The sequence below is a fragment of the Streptomyces sp. NPDC092296 genome (assembly GCF_044755465.1).
Classification (GTDB): domain Bacteria; phylum Actinomycetota; class Actinomycetes; order Streptomycetales; family Streptomycetaceae; genus Peterkaempfera.
In genome coordinates this window covers 331,715-358,049 of the sequence record NZ_JBIVRB010000004.1, presented here as the reverse complement: position 1 = coordinate 358,049, position 26,335 = coordinate 331,715, and the positions used below count along the sequence as shown (strand labels likewise).

Genomic DNA, 26,335 nt, shown 5'->3' with positions numbered 1-26,335 from the left:
GGGCGCGCAGTTCCTCGCGCCCCTGCGGGGGCGGGGGGTTTGGTGCGGGGTGGTGGGGGGCTCAGAGTTCGCGGTGGCCGGCGCGCCAGACGGTGGTGACCAGGGGGACGCCGGGGCGGTAGGCGAGGTGGGTGTGGGAGGGGGCGTCCAGGAGGACGAGGTCGGCGCGGGCGCCGGGGGTGATCCGGCCGATGTCGGGGCGGCGGAGGGCGCGGGCGCCGCCGGCGGTGGCGGCGTACACGGCTTCGTCCGGGGTCATGCCCATCTCGCGGACGGCGACGGCGACGCAGAACGGCATCGAGGTGGTGAAGCTCGACCCGGGATTGCAGTCGGTGGAGAGGGCGACCACCGCTCCGGCGTCCAGCAGGCGGCGGGCGTCGGGGTAGGCGGCGCGGGTGGAGAACTCGGCGCCGGGCAGCAGGGTGGCGACGGTGTCCCCTGCGGCGAGGGCGGCCACGTCGGCGTCGTCCAGGTGGGTGCAGTGGTCGGCGGAGGCGGCGCCCAGTTCCACGGCGAGCTGTACGCCGGGGCCGGGGCCGAGCTGGTTGGCGTGCACCCGGGGGGTGAGGCCGCGGGCCGCGCCGGCCCGCAGGACGGCGCGGGCCTGGTCGCCGTCGAAGGCGCCGCGCTCGCAGAAGACGTCCACCCAGCGGGCGTACGGGGCGCAGGCGTCCAGCATCGGCCCGGTGACCAGGTCGACGTACCCCGCCGGGTCGTCGGCGTACTCGGGGGCCACCACATGGGCGCCCAGGTAGGTGGTCTCGGGGGTGTGCCGGGCGGCGATCCGCAGGGCGCGGGCCTCGTCCTCGACGGTGAGGCCGTAGCCGGACTTGCACTCCAGCACGGTGGTGCCCTGCCGCAGCGCCTCCCGGACCAGCCGGGCGACGCCCGCGTCCAGTTCGGCGTCGGTGGCGGCGCGGGTGGCGGCGACGGTGGTGCGGATGCCGCCCGCCGTGTACGGGCGGCCCGACATCCGGGCGTTGAACTCGGCGGTGCGGTCCCCGGCGAAGACCAGGTGCGCGTGGGAGTCCACGAAGCCGGGCAGCGCCGCCCGGCCGCCCGCGTGGTGCGCGGTGTCGGCGGCGGGGGCGCGGGAGGCCGGGCCGACCCAGCCGATCCGGTCCCCGTCCAGCACCACGGCGGCGTCGGTGAGCAGGCCCAGCGGGCCGGTGCCGTGGGCCTCGTCATTGGTGACCAGGCTGCCGATGCCGGTGATCAGGGTGGTGGTCATGGCTCGCTCTCGGTCGTCCGGGGTCGCTCGGTTCGTACGGTTCGTACGGGTTCGTACGGGGTCTCAGAGGCGCAGCGCGGCGATGGACTCCCGCAGTGCGGCGGGCACGTCGGGGACCAGCCGGTGGACGCCGTCGCGGACGATGTGGCGGCCGCCCACCACCACGTCGCGGACGTCGGCGGCGCCGGCGGCGTAGACGGCGGTCTGGGCGCCGAGCCGGGGCTCGGGTCCTGCGGTGCGTACCGAGTCCAGGGTGATGGCGGTGAAGTCCGCGAGCGCGCCGGGCTCCAGCCGTCCGGCGTGCTCCCAGCCGAGCGAGGCATGGCCGTCCTCGCCTGCGGCGCGCAGCAGTGCGGCGGCGGTCCAGTGGCCGCGGCGGCGGGTGCGCAGCCGCTCGTCCAGCTCCAGCGCGCGGGCCTCCTCGAACGGGTCGATCACCGCGTGGCTGTCGCTGCCGAGGGTGAGGCGGCTGCCCGCGGCGGCGAGGCGGCGGGCCGGGCCGATGCCGTCCGCGAGGTCGCGTTCGGTGGTGGGGCACATGCAGACGTGGGTGCCGGAGCGGCCGAGCAGCCGGATGTCCTCGCGGGTGAGGTGGGTGGCGTGCACGGCGGTGGTGCGCGGGCCGAGCACGCCGTGGTCGGCGAGCAGCCGGGTGGGGGTGACGCCGTGGGCGGCCAGGCAGGCGTCGTTCTCGGCGGTCTGCTCGGAGAGGTGGACGTGCAGCGGTGCGCGGCGCTCCTCGGCCCAGCGGGCGACGGTGGCGAGTTGGTCGGCGGGGACGGCCCGCACCGAGTGCACGGCGGCGCCGATCCGGGCGTGCGGGCGGTCCTTGAGCGCGGCGGCGCGGGCGGCCCAGCGGTCGGCGTCGCCGTCGCTGAAGCGGCGCTGCCCCTCCTCGGGGGCGGCGCCGAACCCGGCGGAGAGGTAGCAGGTGTCCAGCAGGGTGATCCGGATGCCGGCCCGGTGGGCGGCCTCGATCAGCGCCTCGCCCATGGCGTTGGGGTCGCCGTACGGGGTGCCGTCGGGCTGGTGGTGGACGTAGTGGAACTCCCCGACGCCGGTGATGCCCGCGAGCGCCATCTCGGCGTAGACGGCGGTGGCCAGCGCCAGGTAGCGGTCCGGGTCCAGCGCGGCGGCGAAGCCGTACATCAGCTCGCGCCAGGTCCAGAAGGTGCCGCTGCCGACCTGGACGGTGGCGCGCAGCGCGCGGTGGAAGGCGTGCGAGTGGGCGTTGGCCATGCCGGGCAGCAGCAGGCCGCCGAGCCGGGTCGCGTCGGGTGGGCAGGGGCCGCTGTCGGGGGTGGCGGCGGCGATCCGGCCGTCCGGGCCGATCCGCAGCAGCACCTGCTGTTCGACGGCGGGTGCCTGGCCGCCGGGGCGCTGGAGCCAGGCGTACTCGGCCCAGTAGCCGCTGGTCAGCTGCACGCCAGCTCCTCCAGGACGTCGGCCAGGGCGGCGGCCCCGGCGAGGCAGTCGGGTTCCTCGGCGGCCTCGTATGGGGAGTGGGAGACCCCGGTGGGGTTCCGTACGAACAGCATGGCCGTCGGTACGGCGGCGGACAGGATGCCCGCGTCGTGTCCGGCCCCGGTGGGCAGGACCGGCACCTCGCGGCCGGTCGCCGCGCCGATCACTCCGGCGAGGCGGTCGCGCAGCGGGCCGTCGAAGTCGACGACCGGCGTATACGACTCGCGTTCCACCGCGACGCGTACCCGCTCGGGGGCGGTCTGCTCCTCGGCGGCGCGGTGGATCGCCGCCACGGTGGCGTCGAGGGTGGCCTCGTCGGGGGCGCGGCAGTCCAGCCAGCCCCGGACCAGGGAGGCGATGGCGTTGGTGCCGCCCGGCTGGACGGCGACCCGGCCGAAGGTGGCCAGCGAGCCGCGCCGCCGGGCCTGCTCGCGGGCGGCGAGTACGGCGGCGGCGTAGCCGAGCATCGGGTCGCGGCGGTCGGCCAGCCGGGTGGTGCCCGCGTGGTTGGCCTCGCCGTGGAAGTCGAACCGCCAGCGGCCGTGCGGCCAGATCGCGGCGGCGACGCCGACCGGGTGGTCACCCAGGTGGCGGCCCTGCTCGATGTGGAGTTCCACGAAGGCGCCGATCCGGGCGAGCCGGGTGGCGTCGGGGCCGATGGCGTACGGGTCGTGGCCGGCCCGTTCCATGGCGTCGCCCAGCCGGACGCCGTCGGCGTCGGTGAGCGCGCGGGCCCGGTCGGGGGCGAGGGCGCCCGCCGCGAGCCGGGAGCCGGTGCAGGCGACGCCGAACCGGGCGCCCTCCTCGTCGGCGAAGTTGACCACGCCCACCGGCCTGGCCGGGCGGCGGCCGCGTTCGCGCAGCACGTCGACGGCGGTGAGCGCGGCGACCACGCCGAGCGGGCCGTCGTAGGCGCCGCCGTCGGGGACGGAGTCCAGGTGGGAGCCGGTGACGACGGCGTCGCCCGCCGCCGGGTCGCCCCACCAGGCCCACTGGTTGCCGTTGCGGTCGACCTCCAGGGCCAGGCCCCGGGCGCGGGCCTGCTCCGCGAACCAGGCGCGGCACTCGGCGTCGGCGCTGTTCCAGGCGTGTCTGCGGTAGCCGCCGCCGGCGTCGTACCGGCCGACGGGCAGCAGTTCCCGCCACATCCGCCGGTAGCCGTCAGCGGCGGCCCCGAGCCGCTCCTCCACGGGCCGTACCTCCCTCGGGCGCACTCAGCCCTCGCCGCCCTCGCGCATGGGGACGCGCACCCCGCGCTGGTCGGCGACCTCGGCGGCCCGGTCGTAACCGGCGTCCACGTGCCGGATGACGCCCATGCCCGGGTCGTTGGTGAGGACGCGGCGGATCTTCTCGGCGGCCAGCGGGGTGCCGTCCGCGACGGTGACCTGCCCGGCGTGGATGGAGCGGCCGATGCCGACGCCGCCGCCGTGGTGGATGGAGACCCAGGAGGCACCGGAGGCGACGTTGACCATGGCGTTGAGCAGCGGCCAGTCCGCGATGGCGTCCGAGCCGTCCAGCATGGCCTCCGTCTCCCGGTACGGGGAGGCGACCGAGCCGCAGTCCAGGTGGTCGCGGCCGATCACGATCGGCGCGGACAGCTCGCCACTGGCCACCATGTCGTTGAACCGCTCGCCGGCCTTGTCGCGCTCGCCGTAGCCGAGCCAGCAGATCCGGGCGGGCAGGCCCTGGAAGTGCACCCGGTCCTGGGCCATCCGGATCCAGCGGGCCAGCGACTCGTTCTCCGGGAAGAGGTCCAGCACGGCCTGGTCGGTCCTGGCGATGTCGGCCGGGTCGCCGGAGAGCGCCGCCCAGCGGAACGGGCCCTTGCCCTCGCAGAACAGCGGCCGGATGTACGCGGGGACGAAGCCGGGGAAGTCGAAGGCGCGGCCGTAGCCGGCCAGCTTGGCCTCGCCCCGGATGGAGTTGCCGTAGTCGAAGACCTCGGCGCCCTTGTCCTGGAAGCCGACCATCGCCTCGACGTGCGCGGCCATCGACTCCCGGGCCCGCCGGGTGAACTCGGCGGGCTCGGCGGCGGCGTACCCGGCCATGTCGGCGAAGTCGACGCCGGTGGGCAGGTAGGCGAGCGGGTCGTGGGCGCTGGTCTGGTCGGTGACGATGTCGATGGGGGCGTCCATCGCCAGCAGCTGCGGGACCAGGTCGGCGGCGTTGCCGAGCAGGCCGATGGAGAGCGGCCGGCGCTGGTCGCGGGCGGTGGTGGCCAGTTCGAGGGCGTGGTCCAGGCCGGTGGCCTCGACGTCCAGGTAGCGGTGTTCGATCCGGCGGGCGATGCGGCTGGGGTCGCAGTCGACGCAGATCACCACGCCGCCGTTCATGGTGACGGCGAGCGGCTGGGCGCCGCCCATGCCGCCGAGGCCGGCGGTGAGGGTGATCGTCCCGGCGAGGGTGCCGTCGAACCGTTTGGCCGCCACGGCGGCGAAGGTCTCGTAGGTGCCCTGGAGGATGCCCTGGGTGCCGATGTAGATCCAGGAACCGGCGGTCATCTGCCCGTACATGGTGAGGCCCAGCTGCTCCAGCCGCCGGAACTCCTCCCAGTTGGCCCAGTCGCCCACCAGGTTGGAGTTGGCGATGAGCACCCGGGGCGCCCATTCGTGGGTCTGCATCACGCCGACCGGGCGGCCGGACTGCACCAGCAGCGTCTCGTCCTGCCGCAGGGTCTCCAGGGTGCGGACGATGGCGTCGAACGAGCGCCAGTCGCGGGCCGCCTTGCCGGTGCCGCCGTAGACGACCAGCTTGTCGGGGTGCTCGGCCACCTCGGGGTCGAGGTTGTTCATGAGCATCCGCAGTGCGGCTTCCTGCTGCCAGCCCTGCGTGCTGAGTCCGGTCCCGCGCGGGGCCCTGACCTCGCGCGGACCGCTCTGCTGCTGCGCCATGCGCCCGGCCTCCTCTGGATGACCCAATTCATTGGACTACAGAGTGAATATATCCAGACAGTCCGAGATCCGGCCAGAGCGCGGACCGTCCGCCCTACGGCGGTCCTCCCCCTGCCCGGCCACCGGCCCGGCAGCGCCCCCTTGGTAGGAAACGCACAAAACCTGACCGGGCAATTCCGTGGCCACCCCGAATCGATAAGGGCGTTCTCCTCTGGCACCGTGATCACCGTTGTAGGAGTGATACAAGGGAGCTGGGATGACAGCGGACGTGGTGGTGACCGGTCTGGGTGCGACGACACCCCTGGGCGGCGATGTGCCCTCGACCTGGGCCGGGCTGCTGGCCGGGGAGTCGGGGGTCACGGCCGTCGACGAGGAGTGGGCCCGGCAGCTGCCGGTACGGATCGCGGCCCGGCTGCGCGTGGAGCCCGGCACGGTGCTGGACCGGGTGCGGGCCCGCCGGATGGACCGCTGCGAGCAGGTCGCGCTGGTCGCGGCCCGGGAGGCGTGGGCCGACGCGGGCCGACCCGAGGTGGCGCCGGAGCGGCTGGCCGTGGTGGTCGGCACCGGCACCGGCGGCGCGCTCAGCCTGCTCGGCCAGGACGACATCCTGGAGACCTCCGGCGTACGGCGGGTCTCCCCGCACACCGTGCCGATGCTGATGGCCAACGGCCCGGCCGCCTGGGTCAGCATCGAGGTGGGCGCCCGAGCCGGCGCGCACACCCCGGTCAGCGCCTGCGCCTCCGGCGCCGAGGCGCTGGCCCTGGGCGTGGACCTGATCCGGCTGGGCCGGGCCGACGTGGTGGTGGCGGGCGGCGCCGAAGCCTGCATCCACCCGCTGCCGCTGGCGGGCTTCGCCCAGGCCAAGGCGCACTCCACCCGCAATGACGCGCCGCAGCGGGCGTCCCGGCCGTTCGACCTGGGCCGGGACGGCTTTGTGATCGGGGAGGGGGCCGCCCTGGTGGTGCTGGAGCGGGCGGAGTTCGCCGCCGCCCGCGCGGCCCGGGTGCACGCCGTACTCGCCGGGGCCGGGGTCACCTCCGACGCCCACCACATCACCGCCGCCCACCAGGACGGCCAGGTCCGCGCCATCCGGCTGGCGCTGGCCGCCGCCGGGCTGGCGCCACGGGACATCGCCCTGGTCCACGCGCATGCCACCTCGACCCCGCTCGGCGACCTGGTCGAGGCCCGCTCGGTCACCGAGGCGGTGGGCACCCATCCGGCCGTCACCGCCGTCAAGTCGATGACCGGCCACCTCTTCGGCGCGGCGGGCGCGCTGGGCGCCCTGGCCGCGATCCTCTCGGTACGCGACAGCGCCGTCCCGCCGACCGTCAACCTGACCGACCCCGACCCCGCGATCGGGCTGGACGTCGTCACCGGCCGCCCCCGCACCGGGCCGCTGACCGCCGTCCTCAGCAACGCCTTCGGCTTCGGCGGCCACAACGCCGCGCTGGTCTTCACCCCCGCGCGGTGACGCCTGCGGCGAACCCCCGGACCGGCCCCGGCGGCTAGGAGGGCCCCGGGCCGACCGGGTCCGGCTGCCGTGGCTCGGGGAGGCGCGGCAGGGGTCGGCCGGAGCCGGGGTCCAGCGCCCTGATCCGCTCGAAGGAGTGCTTCAGGGACCGCCTGAGCACCTTGGACAGCGGGCGCTCCAGCAGCCGGTTGACCAGCCACGCGGCCACCAGCATGGCGGCCGCCGCGATCCCGGCCAGGGCCAGCGGCGGCGCGTGGCCGCGCAGACTGCGGATGAGCTCCCAGCCGATGTACTCGTGCAGCAGGTAGAGCGGGTAGGTGAGGGCGCCGGCGGTGGGCAGCCAGCGCCAGTTGATCCGCTTGAACCAGCCCAGCGACACGGCGGCCATGATCAGGAAGAAGGCGGTGATCAGGGCGGTGGTGCCGTAGGCGGGGAAGGCGTACCCAAGGGCGTGCTCCAGGTCCCGGTGCATGGCCATCGCCTCGTGCTGGCCCATCAGGTAGCTGAACACGACGATCGACCAGAGCAGCAGGTCCGGGCCGAAGCGGTGGATCAGGTAGAAGGCAAGCCCGGCGATGAAGAACCAGCACTCACCGGGCAGCAGCAGTCCGCGCACCGGGCCGAGGCTGCTGTAGGCCATCAGGATCGAGCCGACCGACCAGAGGCAGCAGAAGGCGACGACCTTGCGGTAGGTGACGCCGCGCCAGACGACCAGCGCGAAGATCAGGTAGAACCGCATCTCGGCCCAGAGCGTCCAGTAGACGCCGTCGACGTCGTCCACCCTGATCGGCCGGTGCAGCATCGTCAGGTTGACCAGCACGTCCCGCCAGTGGTGGGCGCGCAGGCCGCCCGGGACCAGCGCCACCACGGCCGTGGTGGCGAGCACCGCGAACCAGTAGGCGGGGAAGAGCCGGATCACCCGGGAGGTGAAGAAGTCCGACAGCGACTTGCCCCAGGTGCTCATGCAGATCACAAAGCCGCTGATCAGGAAGAACAGCTCGACCCCGAACCGGCCGTAGGCGGCGAGGATGTGCAGCTGCGGGAAGAGCTGCGAGGTCGGCTCGCCGTCCCAGGCGGTGCCGCCCAGCGCCAGGTAGTGGTGCGCGACCACCATCAGCGCGGCCAGCAGCCGCAGGCCGTCCAGCACCGCGATCCGGCCGACCCGGCGTCCGGCCGGGCGCGGGTCGGGCTGGGCGGTCGGCTGGGGTGCCGGCTCGGGTCGGGCAGGTCCGTCCTGCGGCAGTGTGCTGGCTGCTGTGTCCACTCGGTGTCCTGCTCGGCGATGCGATGGCGGGGGCGGCGATGCGATGGCTGCGGGGCGGCGGCGAGGCGCCGGGGCTCCGGCCGAAGGTAGCGTACGTGATCACCTGTACGATCCCGGCGCCCGGCCGTCTCCCGGCCGATCGACCGGCCCCGGCCACGGGTCCGGGCCCCGGAACGCTCCGGGGCGGCACGCCGGGCCGGCAGCGGCGGTGACGAGCGGATTCGTCCCCGGCCGCACCGGACCCGGCGGCCGCCCCGGAGCGCGAGTGCAACGATTGCGCAAACCCCCGCCGACGCGGATCAGCGCCGCCCCACCCGCACCGGATGCACCACCGGCCGCACCCGCCCCGCAGCCGGGCCGGTGCTGGACCACGCCCCGGTGGCGCCGCGCCGGCCCAGCAGCCAGCCGTCGTCCGTACGGGCCCAGAGCAGCACCTCGTGCGCCCGCTCCCAGCGGACCAGGCGCCGGACCGAGAGCAGCAGCCCCACCCCGAGACCGGCCACGCCCAGCCCGGCGGCCGGCCCGGCCGCGAAGCCCGAGCCCGCCAGCACCAGCAGACCGGCCAGATGGAGCAGGCCGCAGTCCCGCACCTGGCGGCGGCGGGTCAGCCTGGCCGGCTCCACCGTCACGGTGAAACCCGCCCGCTGCGCGGCGGCGGCCCGCGAGTGCCACCAGCCACGCCGGTGCACCACCCCGTACACCACCCCGACGACGAACAACCCGGCGCCGACCAGCGCCGCCGGCACCCGTGGCACCAGCGACGGCAGCAGCACCCCGGCCGCCGCGCCCACCACCCCGATCCAGAGCAGCGACCTGGCGACCGCCGCTCGCACCACCGTGACCCTGGCCAGCGCGTAGGACCCGCGCACCTCCGCCTCCCGCACGTATCGACAGCATCGACATCGCCGCCAGACGCTACCCCCGCGTCCTTGGAATTCCCTGAGAGAGGCGGGGGAGGCGGCTTCAGTCCAGACAGTGCCAGGCCGGGCGGTGTCCGTCCAGAGTCATGCCCGTCCAGAGTCATGCCCGTCCGGATCGCCGCAGCGGAAGAGTGCCGGGCTCAGTCGAGGAACAGGCCCCGGGCGGCGGCGGACTGCTCGAAGGACTCCAGCCGGGCTTCGGCGTCGGGCAGTTCGTCGCACATGGCCTGGAGCAGCACCCGGCCGAGCATCATCGGGGCACAGGCGGTGTCGAAGACCAGGCTGCTGCCGACGGCGGCCGGGAGCAGCAGGTCGGAGAGCCGCGCCACCGGGGCGAAGGCGCTGTCCGCGACCGTGACGACGGTGAGGTGCCGGGCGCGGGCGACGGCGAGGGCGTCCATCAGCTCGCGCGGGTAGCGGGGCAGCGCGAAGCACATCAGCGCCGAGGCGCCCGCGTCGGCGGCCCGCTCGATGCGGTCCGCGAGCATGCTGCCGCCCTCGTCGAGCAGTCGGACGTCGGGGTGCACCTTGGCCGCGAAGTAGGCGAAGCCGCCGGCCTGGGCGGCGGCGGCGCGCAGCCCGAGCACCGGCAGCGGGCGGGAGGCGGCGAGCAGCCGGGCGGCGCGGGCGATGGGCGCGGGGTCGGCGAGGAGTTCCGCGAGGTGGTGCAGGTTCTCGATCTCCGCGTGGACGGCCCGCTGGTGCTCGTTGCGGGCGGCGTCGCAGCGCGACTCGACGGGCGCGCCCGCGCCGGGGGCGGGCTCGGCCAGGCCGAGGTCGCGCAGTTGCTTGCGCAGCCCGGGGTAGCCGTCGTAGCCGAGGGCGACCGCGAACCGGGTGACCGAGGGCTGGCTGACACCGGCGAGTTCGGCGACCTCCACGCTGGAGAGGAACGGCGCGTCGGCGGCGTGCTGTACCAGGGCGTGGGCGATCCGGCGCTGGGTGGGGGTCAGGCGGTGGCCCTCGAAGAGGCGCAGCAGACGGGCGGAGGGGCCGAGCGCCTCGTCGGCTGTGCTCATGGGTCTCCTCGGTGCGAATGCTGATTCAGGCTCAGTTGACTGTGCATGACGTCATTCAGCGGGGCAAGGCGTTTCTCAGCTCCTGGACATCGGCTGCCGGACAGGGGTGCGGCACCCGGAGTCGACCCTGAACTATCCCCCAATCCACCCCGAGAGGGCTCGACGCCACCGCGCGCAGGCGGCAGGCTGGCGGGTATGGAGCCACGCCGCGACGACCTGAAGACCGACCTCGACGCCGCCGTCCAGACCCGCAAGGAGCTCGGGGCGGAGTACGAGTCGGAGATCGTCGACTCGTTCCTCGCCCGGCTCGACGCCCGGCTGGAGGCCCAGGTGGAGCGCCGGGTGGCGGAGCGGATCACGGAGTACGCCCGGCCGCCGCAGCAGCGGGCCCAGCACCAGCAGGGCGGGCGGTCGTTCGGGCCGAAGCTGTCGATCATCTCGATGGCGCTGGGCATCCCGCTGTCGGGGATCGGCGGCGGCACGGCCGGGGTGACCGGTCTGATGGTGGTGTGGGCGGGGATCGTCGGGGTCAACATCGCGGCCACCTTCGGGGAGCTGCGGGAGCGGCGCCTGGAGCGGGAGGCTCAGAGCCGGCGCCGGGACGGCTGGGACTGACCTGCCTTGCCCGGCGCCGGAGCTTCGGGTCAGCCGAGCGGGCCGGTGACCGCCTCGACGGCCTCGACCAGGGCGCCGCTCGCCACCAGGTCGGCCGCCGCCGCCAGGTCGGGGGCGAGGAAGCGGTCCGGGCCGACCCCGCCGACGCCTGCGGCGCGGGCGGCGGCCAGCGCGGCGGAGGTGGCCGGGGCGAGCGGGTCGGTGTCGCGGGAGGTGTAGGCGGCGCGGCGGATCTCCAGGGCGCGGGCGGCGGCGGTCAGCTCCACGGCCAGGACGCGGCCGAGGTTGTCCACGGCGGTGCGCAGCTTGCGGGCGGCGGACCAGCCCATCGAGACATGGTCCTCCTGCATGGCCGAGGAGGGGATGGAGTCGACCGAGGCGGGCACCGCGAGCCGCTTGTTCTCGCTGACCAGGGCGGCCTGGGTGTACTGGGCGATCATCAGCCCGGAGTCGACGCCGGGGTCGTCCGCGAGGAACGGCGGCAGGCCGTGCGAGCGGTTGCGGTCCAGCAGCCGGTCGGTGCGGCGCTCCGCGATGGAGCCGAGGTCGGCGGCGGCGATGGCCAGGAAGTCCAGTACGTACGCGACCGGGGCGCCGTGGAAGTTGCCGTTGGACTCCACCCGGCCGTCGGGCAGCACCACCGGGTTGTCCACGGCGGAGGCCAGTTCGCGGTCCGCGACCAGTCGGGCGTGGGCGAGGGTGTCGCGGCCGGCGCCGGCGACCTGGGGGGCGCAGCGCAGCGAGTAGGCGTCCTGGACGCGGGGGGCGTCGTCCTGGTGGTGGCCGGTGAGGCCGGAGCCGGCGAGGACCGCGAGCATGTTGGCGGCGCTGGTGGCCTGGCCGGGGTGCGGGCGGATGGCGTGCAGGTCGGGGGCGAGCACCTTCTCGGTGCCGAGCAGCGCTTCCATGGACATGGCGGCGGTGATGTCGGCGGTGGTGAAGAGGCGGGCCAGGTCGGCGCAGGCCATCACCAGCATGCCGAGCATGCCGTCGGTGCCGTTGATGAGGGCCAGGCCCTCCTTCTCGTGCAGTGCGACGGGGGTGATGCCGGCCTCGGCGAGCAGCTCGGCTGCCGGGCGTACGGTGCCGTCCGGGCCGTATGCCTCGCCCTCGCCCATCAGGACCAGGGCGCAGTGCGAGAGCGGCGCCAGGTCGCCGGAGCAGCCGAGCGAGCCGTACTCGTGGACGACGGGGGTGATCCCGGCGTTGAGCAGGGCGGCCATGGTCTCCGCGACCAGCGGGCGGACGCCGGTGCGGCCGGAGGCCAGGGTCTTCAGCCGCAGGAACATCAGCGCGCGGACCACCTCCCGCTCCACGGGGGCGCCCATGCCCGCGGCGTGCGAGCGGACCAGCGAGCGCTGGAGCTGGGCGCGCAGTTCGGGGCTGATGTGGCGGACGGCGAGGGCGCCGAAGCCGGTGGAGACGCCGTAGACGGGGCGGGGTTCGGCGGCCAGCGCGTCGATCCGGGCCCGGGAGGCGGCCATCTCCGCCAGGGCGTCGGCGGCCGGCTCGACCCGGGCGCCGCCCCGGGCCACCGCCAGCACGTCTTCGGCGCTGACGTTAGCCTTGCCGACCGATACCACCACACTGTGCATATCCATATACACATTCTCAGCATGTGAATGGCCATATGACAACCTGGATGGAACACCGGACTCGGGGAAGGGTCAGCACATGGGACGGGTGATCGAGCGGCGGCGGGTGGTACGACTGCGCGACAGCCTCAGCAGCGTGCGGCCCGACTCGCTGGCGGCCGAGGAACCACTGGAGATCCGGGTCGGCGGCCAGCCGCTGACCGTCACCATGCGCACCCCGGGCCATGACTTCGACCTGGTCGCGGGCTTCCTGGTGGCCGAGGGGCTGCTGCACTCCGGCGAGCAGCTGGCCGCGCTGCGCTACTGCGCCGGCACCGACGAGACCGGCGCCAACACCTACAACGTGGTCGACGCCTCGATCCGGGGCCTCGTCAAGCTGCCGGTCTCCCTGCACCGCAACCTGATCACCTCCAGCGCCTGCGGCATCTGCGGCCGGGACACGGTGGAGGCGGTCCGCACCCGCTCGCGCTGGGACGTCGCCGCCGACCCGCTGAGCGTGGAACCCGACGTGCTCTACGCCCTGCCGGACCGGCTGCGGGCGGCGCAGAAGGCGTTCGACAGCACCGGCGGCCTGCACGCGGCCGGTCTCTTCGACGGGGACGGCGAGCTGCTGTGCGTACGGGAGGACGTGGGGCGGCACAACGCGGTGGACAAGGTGGTCGGCTGGGCGCTGCGGGAGGGGCGGCTGCCGCTGGCCGGGCATCTGCTGATGGTCAGCGGACGGGCCTCCTTCGAGCTCACCCAGAAGGCCGCGATGGCCGGCCTGCCCGTCCTCGCCGCCGTCTCCGCACCCTCCGGCCTGGCCGTCGACCTCGCCACCGAGCTCGGCCTCACCCTCGTCGGCTTCCTGCGCGGCCGCTCCGCCAACCTCTACGCCGGCGCCCACCGCATCACCGGCGTCCCGGCGTTCTGACCCAGCCCCTCCCGCCCCCCGGAGGGCACGAGGCACTACCCGACCAGCCTGCCGTTCGGCAACGTCCGGCGCCGTGACGACAGCATCGCGTTGCGCGACTGAGCAGCCGCGTCGTGCAGCAGGGCGCGGGCGGACCGGCAGATGCGCCGACTATTCCTTCCGGCTGCCCGAGGGGACAGGTCCCCTGCCCGGGTCGGCTTCGGCGGTGTGGGGGTGTGTCAGGTGGGTGAGAGCTTCTTGCCAGGTGCCGGTGTGTACGGGCAGGGGCTCCAGGGATGCCGCCAGCCTGTGGACGGCGTCCGTGGTGGCGGGGCGGGCGATCCAGTTGACGAGGGATGCCAGGAGCCAGGCCCGTGTCGGTGGGACGCCGGTCTGGGGCGGCTCGGTCAGGACCGCGGTGACTTCCGCGCCGCCTTGCCCGGAGCCCGGCGCGGCGGGCAGTTGGAGAGCGCCGGTGCCAGGGGCGGTTCGCAGCGTGGTGTAAGGCTCGGGCCGCAACCGCCAGCCGGCCTGTTCCAGCCGCCGGGCGCGTTTGACGAGGTCGGACAGCCAGGTTCGGGGGAAGAGGACCGCGTGTCCCCCGTCATGCACGGCGGCCCCGCACAACAACGGGATCGTGCCCCGCTCCGCAGACGCGTAGCTCGCGTAGCCGGCGAGGACCGCGTCGAGGGTTTGCCGGAGGGCGATGGGGGTGCGGGCACGCGTGAGGAGTTCGCCGCCGCGGAAGAGGAGGTAGAAGCTGTCGGGGCGTTCGACGGTGAGGGTGACGGGCGTGTAGCCGTCGTCGGAGAGGCCGCCGGTGACGGTTTCGGTGATCTGGCGGGATTCGTCGCCGCGTACCGCGATGCCCAGGCGGGTGCCGTTGACCCGGGCGGTGAGGACCGCGTCAACAGGTTGGGCGGCGACGTCCACCGAACAGCTGGTGGGCGCCTCGACGATCGTGGCCTGCGGGTCCGCGCCGCTGAGCGTGACCAGGGCATGGCTCACCTCGTCGAAGCCGCTGAGTACCCGGGCCGGTTGCCCCGGGGCCAGCATCACAGCGGTCGGTGTGCCCTGGTGCGCCGCGCGTCGACCGAGGTGGGTCAGCTGCTGCTGCACGGGGTCGGCCAGAGGCCGACCGAGCGAACGTGTGCTGTCGGCCTCAACCAGAAGCACGGAGCTGTCGAGGCGCATCAGACTGTCGGCGTTCGCCGCGAGGTCGGCGGTCAGTTGGGTGCAGAAGCCACAGGTGGCGGCCATCGCCACCACGAGCACCGGATGCGGCACCAGCGTGGCGCAGTCGGCGGCCTGCGCCTCCAGGTCGCCGTGCATCGCGGGTGCGGGGGGTTCGGCCTCTGGTGCGACGAGGCCGGCCGCCCGCCACTGGGTGAAGCAGTGGCCGTGCTGGACGCGGTGCTCGGCGGCGGGCGGACGGCCGCGCAGCCAGCCGAGGGCGGTCGGGCTGAGGTAAGCAGCGGCGGGCCTGCCGGTGTCCAGCAGAACCCCACCGCTGCCCACCTCAGCCACGACCACTCCCGGTTGCAGCATCATTTACGGCTGCTGACAGAATCCGCTGAAGCCGTTGGTGGACACACACACGAGACCGGGGCAGCAGCCCACAGATCCGGTGCAACCTTCTCCTTGGATCCGGCAGGCGGTGGGGGCGATGAAGCCGTCGGTGAAGATCTCTTCGATCTCCGCGATCAGCTCCATGTCAGGAGTGAGGGGGCGCGTCTCTTGCAGGTAAGTGAGCATACGAACAGGATGCGAGACCGGCGGCCGATGCGTCCATCACCCATACGAATGACGCTTGGTGCTGGAAAGTCATCTCACTGATCGCACATTGGTGACGGCAACGCCCCGGGGATCACGGCGTATTGACGTCCTGATAGGCGTCGGCCTGGGTGCGGAAGAGGGCCGCATAGTGGTCGCCCGCTCGCAGCAGCGCCTCGTGGCTGCCCTCCTCGACGACGCGGCCGGCCTTCAGGACGTAGATGCGGTCGGCGTCACGGACGCTGCGCAGGCGATGGGAGATCAGCACCACCGTGCGGCCGGTGAAGAGTTGACGCAGACGCGTGAAGAGCTGGTCCTCCGCGTGGGCATCGAGGGCCGCGGTGGGTTCATCGAGGATGACGAGGGGAGCGTCGCGGTAGAAGGCGCGAGCCAGAGCCAGGCGCTGCCACTGCCCGCCGGACAGGTCCGCACCCCCGGTGAACTCCTTGCCCAGCGGGGTGTGCAGGCTGTCCGGGAGCCCGTTGAGGAAGTCCAGTGCCCCGGCCTGCCGAGCCGCTTCCCGCACGCGCTGAGGGTCGGTGGTGGCGTGGGGGCGGCCGAAGGCGATGTTGTCCAGGGCCGGGAGCTTGTAGCGGGTGAAGTCCTGGAAGACCACCGCGGTCCGCGCCCGATGGGCCGTGAGGTCCGTGACCGGGGCGCCGTCGTGCAGCAGGCGGCCGCTGTCCGGCGGGTAGAGCCCGGCCAGGAGATTGGCAAGCGTCGTCTTGCCCGAACCGTTCACCCCCACCAGAGCCACGACCTGCCCCGGCCGCAGCTCCAGACTCACCTCCCGCACGGCCGGGGTGTCCGCACCGGGGTAGGTGTAGCTCAGGCGCTCGGCGCGCAACGGTCCCAACTCCGGCTTGACTGGGATTTTCTGCCGGGGCGTCAGCGATGCCGCCGCTGCCGGGGCGCTGTGGGCCGGGGTGGTGAAGCTCCTCAGGTCGGTCAGACGGAGCAGGTTCTCGCCGATACCCGTGAGCATGCCCGCGAACGCGTTGAGCCGTACCGAAAGCAGCCACACTCCCGCCACCGCCGCTCCGGCCACGGACAGGGGCAGCAGATGACTGGCGGTCATCCACCACAAGCCGCCGACCGCCAGACAGGTCAACGCGCCCCCGGTGGCCTGGGCCGTCATCCGACGCCGGGCGTGAGCCTTCAACAGGGCCTCGGTGTCCTGGATCTCGCGCGCGTACTGATCCTGCCAGCGCCCGGTCAGCACTCCCCCGAGATCCAGGGCCCGGATTTCCCTGGCCTCGTTCCGGCCCGTGAGCAGATGTTCGAGATACTCCCGCAGCCGCCGGTTCTCCGACAGCCCGTGGTGCAGGTCATGGTGGGCGCTGCGCTCGCGGCCCGCCGCCCTGATCGCGGGCAGAGCACTGAGCAGCACGAGCGGGAGCAGCCACCACGCCATGACCACGAACGCCCCTCCCACTGCTACTACGGTCAGGGCCGCCTGGAAGGCGGTGACGAGGAGGACGACGGCCATGGCGGGCTGGCGGCGTGAGGCGAACACCGCCCGCTGCAGCCGGTCATGGAAGTCCGGCTCCTCGAACCGCGGCAACTCGGCCGCGACCGCCGCCTCCAGCACCATTCCCGCCACCAGGCGGTCCACCTTCACCGTCAGCACCGCCATCCGCGCCGCCCCGGACAACCGCAGGGCACCGGCCGCGGCACCCGCCACCAGCAGCACGATGACAGCCGGCACCAGCACGGGCGACCGCCCGGCTGCCGCGGGACCGTGCGCCAGCACCGATCCGAACACCGTCTGCACCACAACCAGTCCCCCAGCCACCGCACCGGCCAGGAGAACCTGCACCATGACCACATGGACCAGCGCCCGCCGGTCAGCCAGCCAGGCAAGACGGACGGCGAAACCCGCCGAGGACAACATGGCATTCACCCGTCGTTCAGCCATCGCCGACCCTTCCCCAGTTCCGCCATCAATGCGCCGGGCACCATTCTTGACGGATATTCACCCCCGCACGACCGCTACTCAATCGATCGGATGAGCTGCTTTTTGTGAAATTCCTGGCCTCGATTCACCGCACCTCAGGGCTCACTGGAGCCTCATGACGCGTCACAGGATACCGTCGCAATTTCACTGCCCTCCCCGCGAGTTATCTTATTTCAGGTACATCCCGTCGGGAGGGATCGTGCGGCGATGGCCGAGCCCCAGCCATCGCGGCCTTACTGGCCGTTTCGTCCCCGGTCCTGACGGTCAGGTTCCGCGCCAGGTCGGGATGGTTTCGCCGGTGAGTCGGCGGGTCATCATGCTGATCATCGCGACGTGGATCATGGCTTCCGAGCGGGCTGGGAGGGCTTCGTGGTCGCGGGCGAGGCGGCGGTGGTTCATGAGCCAGCCGAAGGTCCGCTCGACGACCCAGCGTCGGGGCTGGACAACGAACCCCCTGGTGGCGGGGTCGCGGCGGACGGTCTCGACATCGATGCCGCGCGTGGCGCCGTGCTCGACGACGGCGTTCTTGTATCCCATGTCGACCCGGGCATTGCCGACGGTCGGGTGGTCGGCCGCGACCGCGGTCGACAGCTGTCGGCCGGCGGTGCCGTCCCGCACGCTCGCGGCGGTCACCAGCACCACCAGCGGCAGGCCGATCGTGTCGGTGACGATGTTCCGCTTCCTGCCCGCGATCTTCTTCCCGACATCGACACCCTGCGAGGCGGCGGGAACGTTCGTGGAGGTCTTCACGCTCTGCGAGTCGACGATACGGGCCGTCGGCTCGGGAGCACGCCCGTCACGGGTGCGGACAAGACGACGTAGGAGGCCGTTGAGCTGCTCGACCACTCCCTCCTTCTGCCAGCGGGCGAAGTGGGCGTAGACGGTTTCCCAGGGCGGGTGGTCGTGCGGGAGGCAGCGCCAGGGGATGCCGGTGCGGTCGACGTACAGGATCGCGTCCAGCAGGTCCCGCAGCTCGTGCTCGGGCGGTCGGCCGAACGCGAGGGCCCGTTCGGTGCGGGCTCGGCGCCGGGAGGCCAGGGTGGGTTCGACCAGGGCCCGGCGGGCGTCGGACAGGTCGCTCGGATACGGTCGACGACCCGTCATGGCGACCGCACACTGCGGAATCCCGCCTCCGGCCAGAGTTCGCGCGATCCACGGGGCAATCGTGTTCTGACCCGGTTTCTTGGGATGAGACAGGACGATGCGCGCAGTTCCGGCGGACATTCGCACGCAGGCAGCACTTCCGGCGCATCAGCCTCTGGCGTACCCGCAGAAGAGCCAGCCAAGCGGCCCAGAAACCGGGCAACTGCAGCAACCATGGCCAAAACGCCCAGTTAGCCTGGGCGTCGGCCGCGCGTGGTCAGATGTCCAGCAGCGCCTGGCTGAGGCGATGTACGTTGCTGCACGACGCCCTCCGCAGGGTCCGCAGTCGCGAGGTGCGGAACCGCCGACTTGGCCTGTGCGTCGAAAGGCCATGGCTGAGAGAACTGCGCAAATCATCGTTGTCGCTGCGCTGGGGTGTACTGCCCCAGAAGGCGATCAGATGCCGCAACGCGTCCAGGCGGTCGTCGGCCACGAAGTCGGGGGGCGCGCGCCGGTTTGTCGTGGCGTCCAAACCAGCGCAGGGGCGGCCGTTACGCTGGCCTCGCGCCACTGGGCAACGCGCTTGGGCGTCCAGTCCAGGGCTTTCGGCCTGGTCGCCGGGTCGAGCTCGACGCGGGCCGCCGGCTTGAAGGTGATCAGGCCCCGGGGGATGGCGGCGTTGAGTGCCGTGCCGAGCCTGGCACGGACGCGACCCCGGGTGGCCGCGCCGGTCATACGCCGGAACGGCGGCAGCTCGGCCAGCGCGGCGCTCAAGACCTTGCGGCGAGTGCGGTTGTCCGGGCCGTTGATCGGGATTGCGGCAAGTTCCGCATGCAAGGCGCGCCACCGAGCGTTGCCCTCCAGGGCACCCCGTCGGCGTCGGCGATGGCCGTGGACATCTCGGTGAAATGGCCCACCCGCAGCTGGTTCACGCGGATATGCCCTATCCGACCCTGCAATCGGTCACCAGCCCGACTACGGCTCTGTCATCCACGCCGTCCCTCGCCTCGGCGCACTCGATGCTTGCGGCATCCCGATCACCTGCCCCAACTGTCTTACTCGCCACCGCCGGGAGGCCGCTGCCCTTCGCCGGAGCATGCGAGATACGCCTCAACCGCTCACGCTCCCCGGTTCATGTAACCACAAAGATCACCCCATGTGATCACAGAGCCTGGCATCATCGGCCCTTTTCAAGATGGCAGGATATGACTTATGACGTGACTCACACTGATGCCAAGCGTACCTTCCGTGATCGCGACGCCTACTAGGCTCATAAGCAGCAGGCAACTGCACTTCGGCACACGATGGGCGAGGGGGTATCGGCTTCACGCCGAGCAGCTGTTGCGCAGCGGTGGGGATCAATGCCAGTTGGTGGCGATCCCCGTCGGCCGGAGGTGTAAAAATTGAGCAAGATCGATAGGGAGTCGAGATTATGTTAAATGCGTCAGAGGGCGCTACCGGAAGTGCGCAGAATGCAACGCCTAAGAGGAGGGGGCGATCCACCACTGTTCGGTCAGCACTGCCCTCTGCATTGATCGCCTTCGGGTTGGTGATGGCAACGGGGGCACCGGCGCATGCCTTCTACACGTTCAATAGCCACCATCTGAAATATGGTATCAATGGCCAGCTCTACTGGCTGGACTCCACCGCCGTCAACTCCCACCCCACTGCGATTCCGGCGGGCGTGGATCACTGGAACAACACTACGGACACAAAAGTCTGGTATGAAAGGACCTACACCAAGAGCGAGAGTCGACTGGACTTCTACAGACGATCGACCAGTAGTAACTCGTACTGCGCCGTCACTGCAATGTACGTCAACACCTCGGAAGTGAGCCCTTCCAGCACTGATTGGGTGTGGGCCAAAGTCACTGTCGATCCTGATTTGGCCGTCGCATCAAAGTGCGGGCCCGACACGCACCGTGATGGAATCATCGCGCATGAGATGGGCCATGCGATGGGCTTGGCGCACCACCCCAGCAATTCGAGTTCCCTGATGTACACCTACATATCCAGCACGAGCGTCGACGCTCCGATAGGGGATGACAGAAATGGCATTAACTCTCTCTACTGACAGGTCGGCTTCACGCCGTGTCGCTTTCGGTGTCCTGGCGGCCGGGCTCGTGCTGCCACTGGCCTTGTCAGCGTGCTCCGGCAGCACCGGGGGCCCCGTGGCAAAGGACTCCGCGCGTGGATCACAGTCAGCACCGAGCCATGGGGGGACGGCCGGCTCGCACGACATCCCGGACCACACGGTTCGCCTCGAAGGTGCCCTCAACCGCAGCTACGCTGCTCCCAGCCTGGCCGCATTCGCCCACCAGGCCGGGGTCGTCAATGTGATCAGCGGTACGGTCACCGCCACCCGACCGCTCGTCACCGAGCCAGCCAACACCGTCGAGACGATCTTGACGATCTCTGTGGAGCGCCAGCGGGACGCCAGTGCCCCTACCGCCATCGAGGTTCGGGAGCAGGGAGGCATCGTCTCCGTCGCACAGGTGCGCTCGGACTTCGAGGACAAGCTGGGGCGCAAGTTGACCGATAAAGAGTTGGCCGAGACGGTCGACTACCGCTTCGACGGAATCGAGCACGCGCGAGTGGGTGATCGAGTCCTTGTCGTGGTGGCCGACGACACCTCCGTGCGGGAGGAGGGCGCCTACGTCAGTCTGGCCCGGCTCGTGAGGCAAGACGCCGCGGGCACGTTGTCCAAGTCGAGCTCCACGAAGTTCACCTGGCCCGGCGATGCCCCGAATCCCGCTTGGGAGAGCGAGGTCGACGTGGAGTCCCTCATGTAGAAGCGGGGCGGCGGATGGTGTCGCTCTCCCGCAGGGCCTTGAGCAGGCCGGGAGCACGGTCGGCGAGCAGGTTCGCAACGGCCGCGACGCAGGCGTGGGCGGTGCCGACGGAGATCCCGAACCCGTCCGCGATACGGGCCAGGTGTCGTGACGGTGCAGGTAGACGAGGGCGACGAGCGCACGCTGGTGCGGAGGGAGCCCGCACCGCCGGTCACCCTCATGAGTGACGATGAGCATCGTGACCCACTCGACCAAGGCGTGGGGCAGGTCGAGTGCGGCAGGATGGGGAACCAACGGGGCTCCTGTGCCGGTGGGGTGAGACTTCGAACACTTCCCTCAACAGCACGGGAGCCTCGCACGTTGCGGTCCTCCGCCCACCTCACGCCCTCACTCGATCGAGGGGAATATCTCCGATGGTAGGCGGTTTCGTACTCGGCCGGGGAGGTATGGCCGAGCGAGCCGTGGAGTCGTCGGTGGTTGGTGTGTGCCCCCCTTTGAGCGCCCTGACGTGCGAGCCGTCGACCGCCGCGTCGTCCATCTCCAGCAGTCCGGCCGCCCGCAGTTCGGTGAGCAGCACCTCGTGCAGGCGCGGCCACACACCCGCCTCGGTCCAGTCCCGCAGCCGCCGCCGGGCCGTGATCCCGCTGCACCCGGTCCGCTCCGCGGGCACGTCCCGCCAGCTCACGCTCTTGCACAGCACGTACACGATCCCGCGCAGCGCGGCCCGGTTGTCCGCCGGCAGCCGCCCGGGATAGCGGTGCCGTCGCGGCGGGCGTGGCGGCAGCAGCAGCAGCAGAGCCACCCGCTCCCACAGATCATCAGACACCAGATCGTCCGACATGTGCAGCTCTCTGCCGTCCGCAACCCTCAACTGCCCAGCTCCTGAACCGAACTCATTCTGAAACGATCAGTTAATCCGGGATCAGTCCAGGCGGTGCTGCCCCGTCCTCACCGCCTCAACCGGCGAGATCACGGTCTATGGCTGGAGTACGGGCGCGAAACGGCCGTCCTGCTGATGAGCAGCCTGACGCACGCGGCGAACAATCACGGGCCGGCGGGGGCCGGCTCCTCAGTCCGGGGGTGAGGCCGGGCCGGAGACGGCCACGGCGGCCAGGGCGCGGAGGACCGGGGCGACGCCGGTGAGGGGGAGGGTGGACTCGTCGGCGAAGATCTCGATCAGCCAGCCGCCCGCCGGGTTGGTCGCCCCCGCCGCCACCATGCCCCGGTAGCCGCCGACCACCAGCATCGCCTCCTCGGCCGGCTCGTTGCCCGGATTGCCGGTGCGCAGCGCGAACGCGTCCCCCCGCACCGCCCGCTCGGTCAGCGGATAGGACCGCAGGTCGAAGACGGCGTCGGGCGCCTCGTTGAGCGCCCGCTGCGCCTGCGCCCCGGCGGTGGCCGGCCCCCTGGTCATCCGCTGCACGGAGTAGCGGACCGTCCGCATCCCCCGGGAGCCGGGCGGCACGTACGAGACCCACCAGGCGACGGCGTCCAGCATCCGCGAGGTGGTCTCGGCGACGGCGACCAGCCTGCCGGTGGTGTCGGCCGGGTGGGCGACCCGCCGGGGGCGGCCTTCGGCGGTGTGGCCGGCGTCCAGGGTGGCGAGGACGGCGGAGAGGAGCTGCCCCGGGTCGGCGCTGTGCAGGGCGCCCCGGAAGCGGCGGCGGTCGCCCCGGCGGCCCCGGCCGCCGCGCCCCCGGCCGGCGGGCTCGGCGGCGTCCGCGAGTTGGACGACGGCGTCCGGTGCCCGGCCGCGCCCGGCCACCACCGGCTTGGCCGCGCGGGCGGCCTTGGCCCGGTACTGGGCGGCGTCCGCGAGCCGGAACAGCCGGTCGGCGGTGGTGACCGGGCCGATCGGGTCGCCGGTGGAGGCGATGCCGCAGGCGACGCCCTCGCCCTCGCCCAGCTCCAGGGCCCGTACGCAGAGCTCCTCCGCGACCTGGACCACCTCGTCGGCGCTCTGCCCCTCGGTCAGCAGGCAGAACTCGTCACCGCCGAGCCGGGCGGCCATGCTGCCGGGCAGCCGGGCGCCGCAGAGCGACAGCAGTCCGGCGAAACGTTCCAGCAGACGGTCGCCCACCTCATGGCCGTGCAGGTCGTTGATCCGCTTCAGCCCGTTGACGTCGCAGACCACCAGGCTGACCACCGCGCCGCTGCGACGGTGCTCCTCCAGCGCGGTGTCCAGCCGCCCGTCCACCGCGCGGCGGTTGGCCAGGCCGGTGAGCGGGTCGGTGAAGGCCAGCCGCCGCAGGTCCTCCAGCCGCTCGGTCTGGGCGAGCCCGGCCGAGATCTGGGCCGCCACCACGGTGGCGAAGTCGGTGTCGCCCTCGGTGAAAACCGGGCTGTCGGCGGTACGGGCCAGATACAGCTCGCCCCAGGCCCGGCCGTGCAGCACGATCGGCGCGACCAGGCAGCAGGAGCGGCCCCGGCGGCGCAGCCCCGCGGACCGCTCCTGGCAGAAGGTGACGCTCCGGGCCGGGGTGCCCGCTGCGGTCTCGGCGGCGTCGTCGTCGGCGGTCTGCACCCAGGCCCGGGGCAGCCGCCGCTGGGCGTCCAGGAAGCTGACGATCTCGGGGAAGTCCGCGATCGGGTAGGACTCGTCGTCGGGCAGCTGCTGCTCGCCGGGGGCCAGGTCGCCGTGGTTGACCAGCACCCGCAGCCGGCCGGACTCCCGGTCCCAGACGGAGACGGCCGCCATCGCGGCGCCGAGCGCGGCACGGGCCCGGCCCGCCGCCGCCTGGACCGCCTCCAGCGGCGTCTGCGCCACCGACATGGCCTGGGCGAGGTCGACCACCGCCCGCAGCCGCGCGTCGGGGTCCGTCACCGCCGGGGCGTCGTCCGCCCGCTGCCCGTCGCCGCCCACGCTCTCCCGCTCCTCCCGACAGTGAGGTCATCCCGACAGTGAGGTCATCTGACCGTGACAGTGAGGTCATCCGACCGTGGAACCAGGGCCCGGTGGGGTCAGGACCCACCCGGACCGAGAACAGTGAGATCAAGAGTAGGGGCGCTATGCCGCGATATGCCCGACCGGCGGCGCGGCGTACGACCGTACGGCCGCCGCGCGCCCCGCCCCGGCCGCCACCCCGGGGGCGCGGCCGGCCGTGCTAGCCGCGCCGGGTGAGCAGCCAGGGCTCGACCAGCCCCAGGCCGCGCACCGGGCGGCGCCACATCGGCTGGAGGTGGAAGCGGTACCCGCCCGCCCCGTCGCGCTGCTGCCGGTCCGCCGCCGGAGCCGCAGCCTCACCGGGCGGCGCGCCCCCGGGGGCGGTCTCGCCGGGCGGCGGCACCACCCCGTCCCGCTCCAGCGCGGCGGCGAACTCGCCGTCGATCAGCACCGCGTCCTTGGGCGCGATGGAGGTGAGCCGGCTGGCCAGGTTCACCGTGGTGCCGAAGACGTCGCCCATCCGCGAGGTGACGGTGCCGAACGCCATGCCGACCCGCAGCGCGGGCATGCTGTCGTCCTTGGTGAGCGTCTCCACCAGCGCCAACCCGATCTCGGCGGCGGTGGCGGCGCCGTCCGAGACGTACAGGATCTCGTCGCCGAGCGTCTTGATCAGCCGGCCGCCGTGCCCGGCGACCAGGTCGGCGCAGGTGGTCTCGAAGGACTCCACCAGCTCGCCCAGCTCCTCCTCCTCCAGCCGCCGGGACAGCCGGGTGAAGCCCACCAGGTCCGCGAAGCCGACGGCGAGGCGGCCGCTGGTGACCTCCTCGTCCTCGGCGGCCTGGACGACCCGGCCGGTGACGGCGGCCAGCTGCCGCCGCCACACGTACACCAGGAACTCCTCCAGCTCCGGCAGCAGCAGCTGCACCAGCGGATAGGCCACGTCGGCGCGGGACATGCCCGGCTCCATCGCCTGGGTGAGGTTCTCCAGGAAGGTGTCCATCTGCCACTCGGCGAGCCGGGCGGTGGTCTGCCCGGTGGAGCGGGCCACCTGGATCGCCATCGGCTCGCTGAGCAGCCCCGCCTCGACCATGCCGGCCAGCCGGCGCAGCGCGATGACGTCCGCGTCGGTGAGCGCGCGCGACTGGCCGATGTCCGGGAAGCCCATCGCCCGCCAGAAGCGGCTGGCCAGCTCCATCGGGACCCCGGCCGAGCGCGCCGCCTGGTACGGGGTGTACCGGCGCGGGGCGTCGAGGATCAGCTGCTCCAGCTTGAGCGCGACCGTGCCCTCGTCGTCCTCGTCCAGCGGCGGTTCCCCCGGGTCGGACCCGTGCCTGGGCTGCGGGTCGGCCTCGGGCAACCGCTCCTCCGGGGAGCCGCCCTCGGCCCGCTGGGGCCCCCGCGTGGTGCCGTCGTCGTCTGTCACCGTTCCATCCCTGTGCGGTCGCCGCACTCCTCCGCCGTCGGGACGAGCCCCGGGCAGCGGCCTGCCGCAGTGGTCCGCCTCACAGCTGTGCCCTGGGGAATGGTCGCACGGAATGCCGCACTCCGGTGCGACCTGCCGTGATGCGGACGGCTGGCTCCGGGCATGGGACGCCGCTCACCGCTCACGCGGTTGCGGTCGTACGTGGACGACGTCCCCCGCGTCCACCGCCCGCTCCGCCCCGTCGGCGGTGCGGACCACCAGTCGGCCGTCCCGGTCCACCGCCACCGCCTCGCCCAGCAGCTCCCGGTCGCCCGGCAGCTGGACCCGCACCGGCCGGCCCACCGTGGTGCAGCGGGCCGTGTACGCGGGGAGCAGCCCGCTGGCCTCCGGGTCGCCGCCGACCTGCCGCCACTCCCCGTACAGCTCCGCGAAGTCGCGCAGCAGCGCCCGCAGCAGGGTGTCGCGGTCGGTGACGGCCGCGCCGCCCAGCGCCAGTGAACCGGCGGTGGGCACCGGCAGCTCCTCCTCGCGGAGCGAGACATTGATCCCCATGCCGGTGACCACCGCGTCACCGGCCAGCTCGGTGAGGATGCCGCCGAGCTTGCGCTCGGTGCCGCCTGCGGTGAGCAGCAGGTCATTGGGCCATTTGAGACCGGTCTCCACCTCCGCGATCCGGCTGAGGGTGGTAGCCGCGGCCACGCCGACCAGCAGCGGCAGCCAGCCGTAGCGGGCGGGCGGCACCTCGGGGCCGGGGCGCAGCAGCACGGAGAGGAAGAGGCCGGAGCGGGCGGGGGCGCTCCAGCGCCGCTCCAGCCGACCGCGCCCGCTGCGCTGCTCCTCGGCGACCAGCACCGCGCCCTCGGGGTCGCCGGCCCGGCCGCGGGCGGCCAGGTCGCTGTTGGTGGAGCCGGTCTCGGTGACGACGTCCAGCGAGGTCCACAGGCCGCCGGGCACCACCAGGGCCCGGCGCAGCCGGGCGGCGTCCAGCGGCGGCCGGTCCAGGTCGGTCCAGGGCGACGGGCCCTCGCCCGTGAAGCCTCTGAGCCCGCTGATACGGCGGC

At 72.9% G+C, this 26,335-nt stretch carries 20 protein-coding genes and 3 pseudogenes; 5 read left to right on the top strand and 18 right to left on the bottom strand.

Features of this window, described 5'->3' with window-relative positions; translation table 11 throughout:
* Positions 1 to 61 precede the first annotated feature (61 nt).
* The 4 genes from hutI to hutU all read right to left on the bottom strand — a co-directional run bounded on the left by hutI (position 62) and on the right by hutU (position 5,586).
* The gene (gene hutI / locus ACIQGZ_RS14645) at positions 62 to 1,231 is read right to left on the bottom strand and encodes an imidazolonepropionase (RefSeq protein ID WP_402601859.1); all 1,170 of its coding nucleotides are present in this window, start codon (positions 1,229 to 1,231) and stop codon (positions 62 to 64) included.
* A gap of 63 nt (positions 1,232 to 1,294) precedes the next feature.
* Positions 1,295 to 2,650, bottom strand: coding sequence for a formimidoylglutamate deiminase (locus ACIQGZ_RS14640; RefSeq protein WP_402601998.1), 1,356 nt, complete (start codon positions 2,648 to 2,650; stop codon positions 1,295 to 1,297).
* On the bottom strand, positions 2,647 to 3,843 hold the full coding sequence (locus tag ACIQGZ_RS14635; protein ID WP_402601997.1) for an allantoate amidohydrolase: 1,197 nt from the start codon (positions 3,841 to 3,843) through the stop codon (positions 2,647 to 2,649). Before ACIQGZ_RS14635 ends, ACIQGZ_RS14640 begins: the two co-directional genes overlap by 4 nt.
* 66 nt (positions 3,844 to 3,909) lie before the next feature.
* On the bottom strand, positions 3,910 to 5,586 hold the full coding sequence (gene hutU, locus ACIQGZ_RS14630; protein WP_402601858.1) for a urocanate hydratase: 1,677 nt from the start codon (positions 5,584 to 5,586) through the stop codon (positions 3,910 to 3,912).
* Between the two features lie 256 nt (positions 5,587 to 5,842).
* On the opposite strand from hutU, the gene ACIQGZ_RS14625 reads away from it, so the two are divergent.
* Positions 5,843 to 7,057: a beta-ketoacyl-[acyl-carrier-protein] synthase family protein gene (locus ACIQGZ_RS14625; RefSeq protein WP_402601857.1), complete on the top strand. Its 1,215-nt coding sequence runs from the start codon at positions 5,843 to 5,845 to the stop codon at positions 7,055 to 7,057.
* A gap of 34 nt (positions 7,058 to 7,091) precedes the next feature.
* Here ACIQGZ_RS14625 and ACIQGZ_RS14620 read toward each other — a convergent pair whose 3' ends face one another.
* From ACIQGZ_RS14620 to ACIQGZ_RS14610, 3 genes are all read right to left on the bottom strand, one after another.
* The gene (locus tag ACIQGZ_RS14620) at positions 7,092 to 8,321 is read right to left on the bottom strand and encodes an acyltransferase family protein (protein WP_402601856.1); all 1,230 of its coding nucleotides are present in this window, start codon (positions 8,319 to 8,321) and stop codon (positions 7,092 to 7,094) included.
* A 299-nt stretch (positions 8,322 to 8,620) separates the two neighbouring features.
* Positions 8,621 to 9,205 carry a hypothetical protein gene (locus ACIQGZ_RS14615; protein ID WP_402601855.1) on the bottom strand — a complete coding sequence of 195 codons (585 nt, stop codon included), beginning with the start codon at positions 9,203 to 9,205 and terminating at the stop codon, positions 8,621 to 8,623.
* A 176-nt stretch (positions 9,206 to 9,381) separates the two neighbouring features.
* Positions 9,382 to 10,260: a MurR/RpiR family transcriptional regulator gene (locus ACIQGZ_RS14610; RefSeq protein ID WP_402601853.1), complete on the bottom strand. Its 879-nt coding sequence runs from the start codon at positions 10,258 to 10,260 to the stop codon at positions 9,382 to 9,384.
* Between the two features lie 195 nt (positions 10,261 to 10,455).
* Between ACIQGZ_RS14610 and ACIQGZ_RS14605 the strand changes: the two genes are divergently transcribed.
* Positions 10,456 to 10,875, top strand: a complete 420-nt coding sequence (locus tag ACIQGZ_RS14605) for a hypothetical protein (protein ID WP_402601852.1) — start codon at positions 10,456 to 10,458, stop codon at positions 10,873 to 10,875.
* 29 nt (positions 10,876 to 10,904) lie between these two features.
* On the opposite strand, the gene hutH is transcribed toward ACIQGZ_RS14605, so the two are convergent.
* Positions 10,905 to 12,470 (bottom strand): histidine ammonia-lyase, encoded by a 1,566-nt coding sequence (gene hutH / locus ACIQGZ_RS14600; protein ID WP_402601996.1) that lies wholly within the window; start codon positions 12,468 to 12,470, stop codon positions 10,905 to 10,907.
* A 79-nt stretch (positions 12,471 to 12,549) separates the two neighbouring features.
* On the opposite strand from hutH, the gene fdhD reads away from it, so the two are divergent.
* Positions 12,550 to 13,383 carry a formate dehydrogenase accessory sulfurtransferase FdhD gene (gene fdhD, locus ACIQGZ_RS14595; protein ID WP_402601851.1) on the top strand — a complete coding sequence of 278 codons (834 nt, stop codon included), beginning with the start codon at positions 12,550 to 12,552 and terminating at the stop codon, positions 13,381 to 13,383.
* 150 nt (positions 13,384 to 13,533) lie between these two features.
* Here the strand turns inward: fdhD and ACIQGZ_RS14590 are convergent, their stop codons facing one another.
* The 5 genes from ACIQGZ_RS14590 to ACIQGZ_RS14570 all read right to left on the bottom strand — a co-directional run bounded on the left by ACIQGZ_RS14590 (position 13,534) and on the right by ACIQGZ_RS14570 (position 19,012).
* Positions 13,534 to 14,913 carry a hypothetical protein gene (locus tag ACIQGZ_RS14590; RefSeq protein WP_402601849.1) on the bottom strand — a complete coding sequence of 460 codons (1,380 nt, stop codon included), beginning with the start codon at positions 14,911 to 14,913 and terminating at the stop codon, positions 13,534 to 13,536.
* Positions 14,914 to 15,117 carry a hypothetical protein gene (locus tag ACIQGZ_RS14585; RefSeq protein WP_402601847.1) on the bottom strand — a complete coding sequence of 68 codons (204 nt, stop codon included), beginning with the start codon at positions 15,115 to 15,117 and terminating at the stop codon, positions 14,914 to 14,916.
* 112 nt (positions 15,118 to 15,229) lie between these two features.
* Entirely contained in the window at positions 15,230 to 17,053 is a 1,824-nt protein-coding gene (locus tag ACIQGZ_RS14580; protein ID WP_402601845.1) for an ABC transporter ATP-binding protein, read from the bottom strand.
* Positions 17,054 to 17,356: 303 nt separating this feature from the next.
* Positions 17,357 to 18,196: an IS5 family transposase gene (locus ACIQGZ_RS14575; RefSeq protein WP_402601844.1), complete on the bottom strand. Its 840-nt coding sequence runs from the start codon at positions 18,194 to 18,196 to the stop codon at positions 17,357 to 17,359.
* A gap of 435 nt (positions 18,197 to 18,631) precedes the next feature.
* The gene (locus tag ACIQGZ_RS14570) at positions 18,632 to 19,012 is read right to left on the bottom strand and encodes a hypothetical protein (protein WP_402601843.1); all 381 of its coding nucleotides are present in this window, start codon (positions 19,010 to 19,012) and stop codon (positions 18,632 to 18,634) included.
* Positions 19,013 to 19,706: 694 nt separating this feature from the next.
* Between ACIQGZ_RS14570 and ACIQGZ_RS14565 the strand changes: the two genes are divergently transcribed.
* Together ACIQGZ_RS14565 and ACIQGZ_RS14560 are read left to right on the top strand one after the other, a co-directional pair.
* Entirely contained in the window at positions 19,707 to 20,249 is a 543-nt protein-coding gene (locus ACIQGZ_RS14565; RefSeq protein WP_402601841.1) for a matrixin family metalloprotease, read from the top strand.
* 97 nt (positions 20,250 to 20,346) lie between these two features.
* Positions 20,347 to 20,967, top strand: a complete 621-nt coding sequence (locus ACIQGZ_RS14560; protein WP_402601839.1) for a hypothetical protein — start codon at positions 20,347 to 20,349, stop codon at positions 20,965 to 20,967.
* A gap of 19 nt (positions 20,968 to 20,986) precedes the next feature.
* On the opposite strand, the pseudogene ACIQGZ_RS14555 reads toward ACIQGZ_RS14560, so the two are convergent.
* From ACIQGZ_RS14555 to ACIQGZ_RS14535, 5 genes and pseudogenes are all read right to left on the bottom strand, one after another.
* Positions 20,987 to 21,261, bottom strand: a pseudogene (locus ACIQGZ_RS14555) (transposase family protein); the annotation flags it as partial.
* A gap of 193 nt (positions 21,262 to 21,454) precedes the next feature.
* Positions 21,455 to 21,808, bottom strand: a pseudogene (locus ACIQGZ_RS14550) (transposase); the annotation flags it as partial.
* Between the two features lie 807 nt (positions 21,809 to 22,615).
* A pseudogene (locus ACIQGZ_RS14545) lies at positions 22,616 to 23,740 on the bottom strand (diguanylate cyclase domain-containing protein); the annotation flags it as partial.
* A 331-nt stretch (positions 23,741 to 24,071) separates the two neighbouring features.
* A complete protein-coding gene (locus ACIQGZ_RS14540; RefSeq protein ID WP_402601838.1) occupies positions 24,072 to 25,274 on the bottom strand; it encodes an adenylate/guanylate cyclase domain-containing protein in 1,203 nt (400 codons plus the stop codon).
* 174 nt (positions 25,275 to 25,448) lie between these two features.
* Positions 25,449 to 26,327, bottom strand: a complete 879-nt coding sequence (locus ACIQGZ_RS14535) for a biotin--[acetyl-CoA-carboxylase] ligase (RefSeq protein WP_402601995.1) — start codon at positions 26,325 to 26,327, stop codon at positions 25,449 to 25,451.
* Positions 26,328 to 26,335 lie beyond the last annotated feature (8 nt).

Bases quoted from the DNA above. Each gene is read 5' to 3' on its own strand.
- ACIQGZ_RS14585 (WP_402601847.1), bottom strand. From the start codon at position 15,117: ATGCTCACTTACCTGCAAGAGACGCGCCCCCTCACTCCTGACATGGAG.
- hutU (WP_402601858.1), bottom strand. From the start codon at position 5,586: ATGGCGCAGCAGCAGAGCGGTCCGCGCGAGGTCAGGGCCCCGCGCGGG.
- hutI (WP_402601859.1), bottom strand. From the start codon at position 1,231: ATGACCACCACCCTGATCACCGGCATCGGCAGCCTGGTCACCAATGAC.
- ACIQGZ_RS14605 (WP_402601852.1), top strand. From the start codon at position 10,456: ATGGAGCCACGCCGCGACGACCTGAAGACCGACCTCGACGCCGCCGTC.
- ACIQGZ_RS14610 (WP_402601853.1), bottom strand. From the start codon at position 10,260: ATGAGCACAGCCGACGAGGCGCTCGGCCCCTCCGCCCGTCTGCTGCGC.
- fdhD (WP_402601851.1), top strand. From the start codon at position 12,550: ATGGGACGGGTGATCGAGCGGCGGCGGGTGGTACGACTGCGCGACAGC.
- ACIQGZ_RS14590 (WP_402601849.1), bottom strand. From the start codon at position 14,913: ATGATGCTGCAACCGGGAGTGGTCGTGGCTGAGGTGGGCAGCGGTGGG.
- ACIQGZ_RS14625 (WP_402601857.1), top strand. From the start codon at position 5,843: ATGACAGCGGACGTGGTGGTGACCGGTCTGGGTGCGACGACACCCCTG.
- ACIQGZ_RS14635 (WP_402601997.1), bottom strand. From the start codon at position 3,843: ATGTGGCGGGAACTGCTGCCCGTCGGCCGGTACGACGCCGGCGGCGGC.
- ACIQGZ_RS14575 (WP_402601844.1), bottom strand. From the start codon at position 18,196: ATGACGGGTCGTCGACCGTATCCGAGCGACCTGTCCGACGCCCGCCGG.
- hutH (WP_402601996.1), bottom strand. From the start codon at position 12,470: ATGCACAGTGTGGTGGTATCGGTCGGCAAGGCTAACGTCAGCGCCGAA.
- ACIQGZ_RS14580 (WP_402601845.1), bottom strand. From the start codon at position 17,053: ATGGCTGAACGACGGGTGAATGCCATGTTGTCCTCGGCGGGTTTCGCC.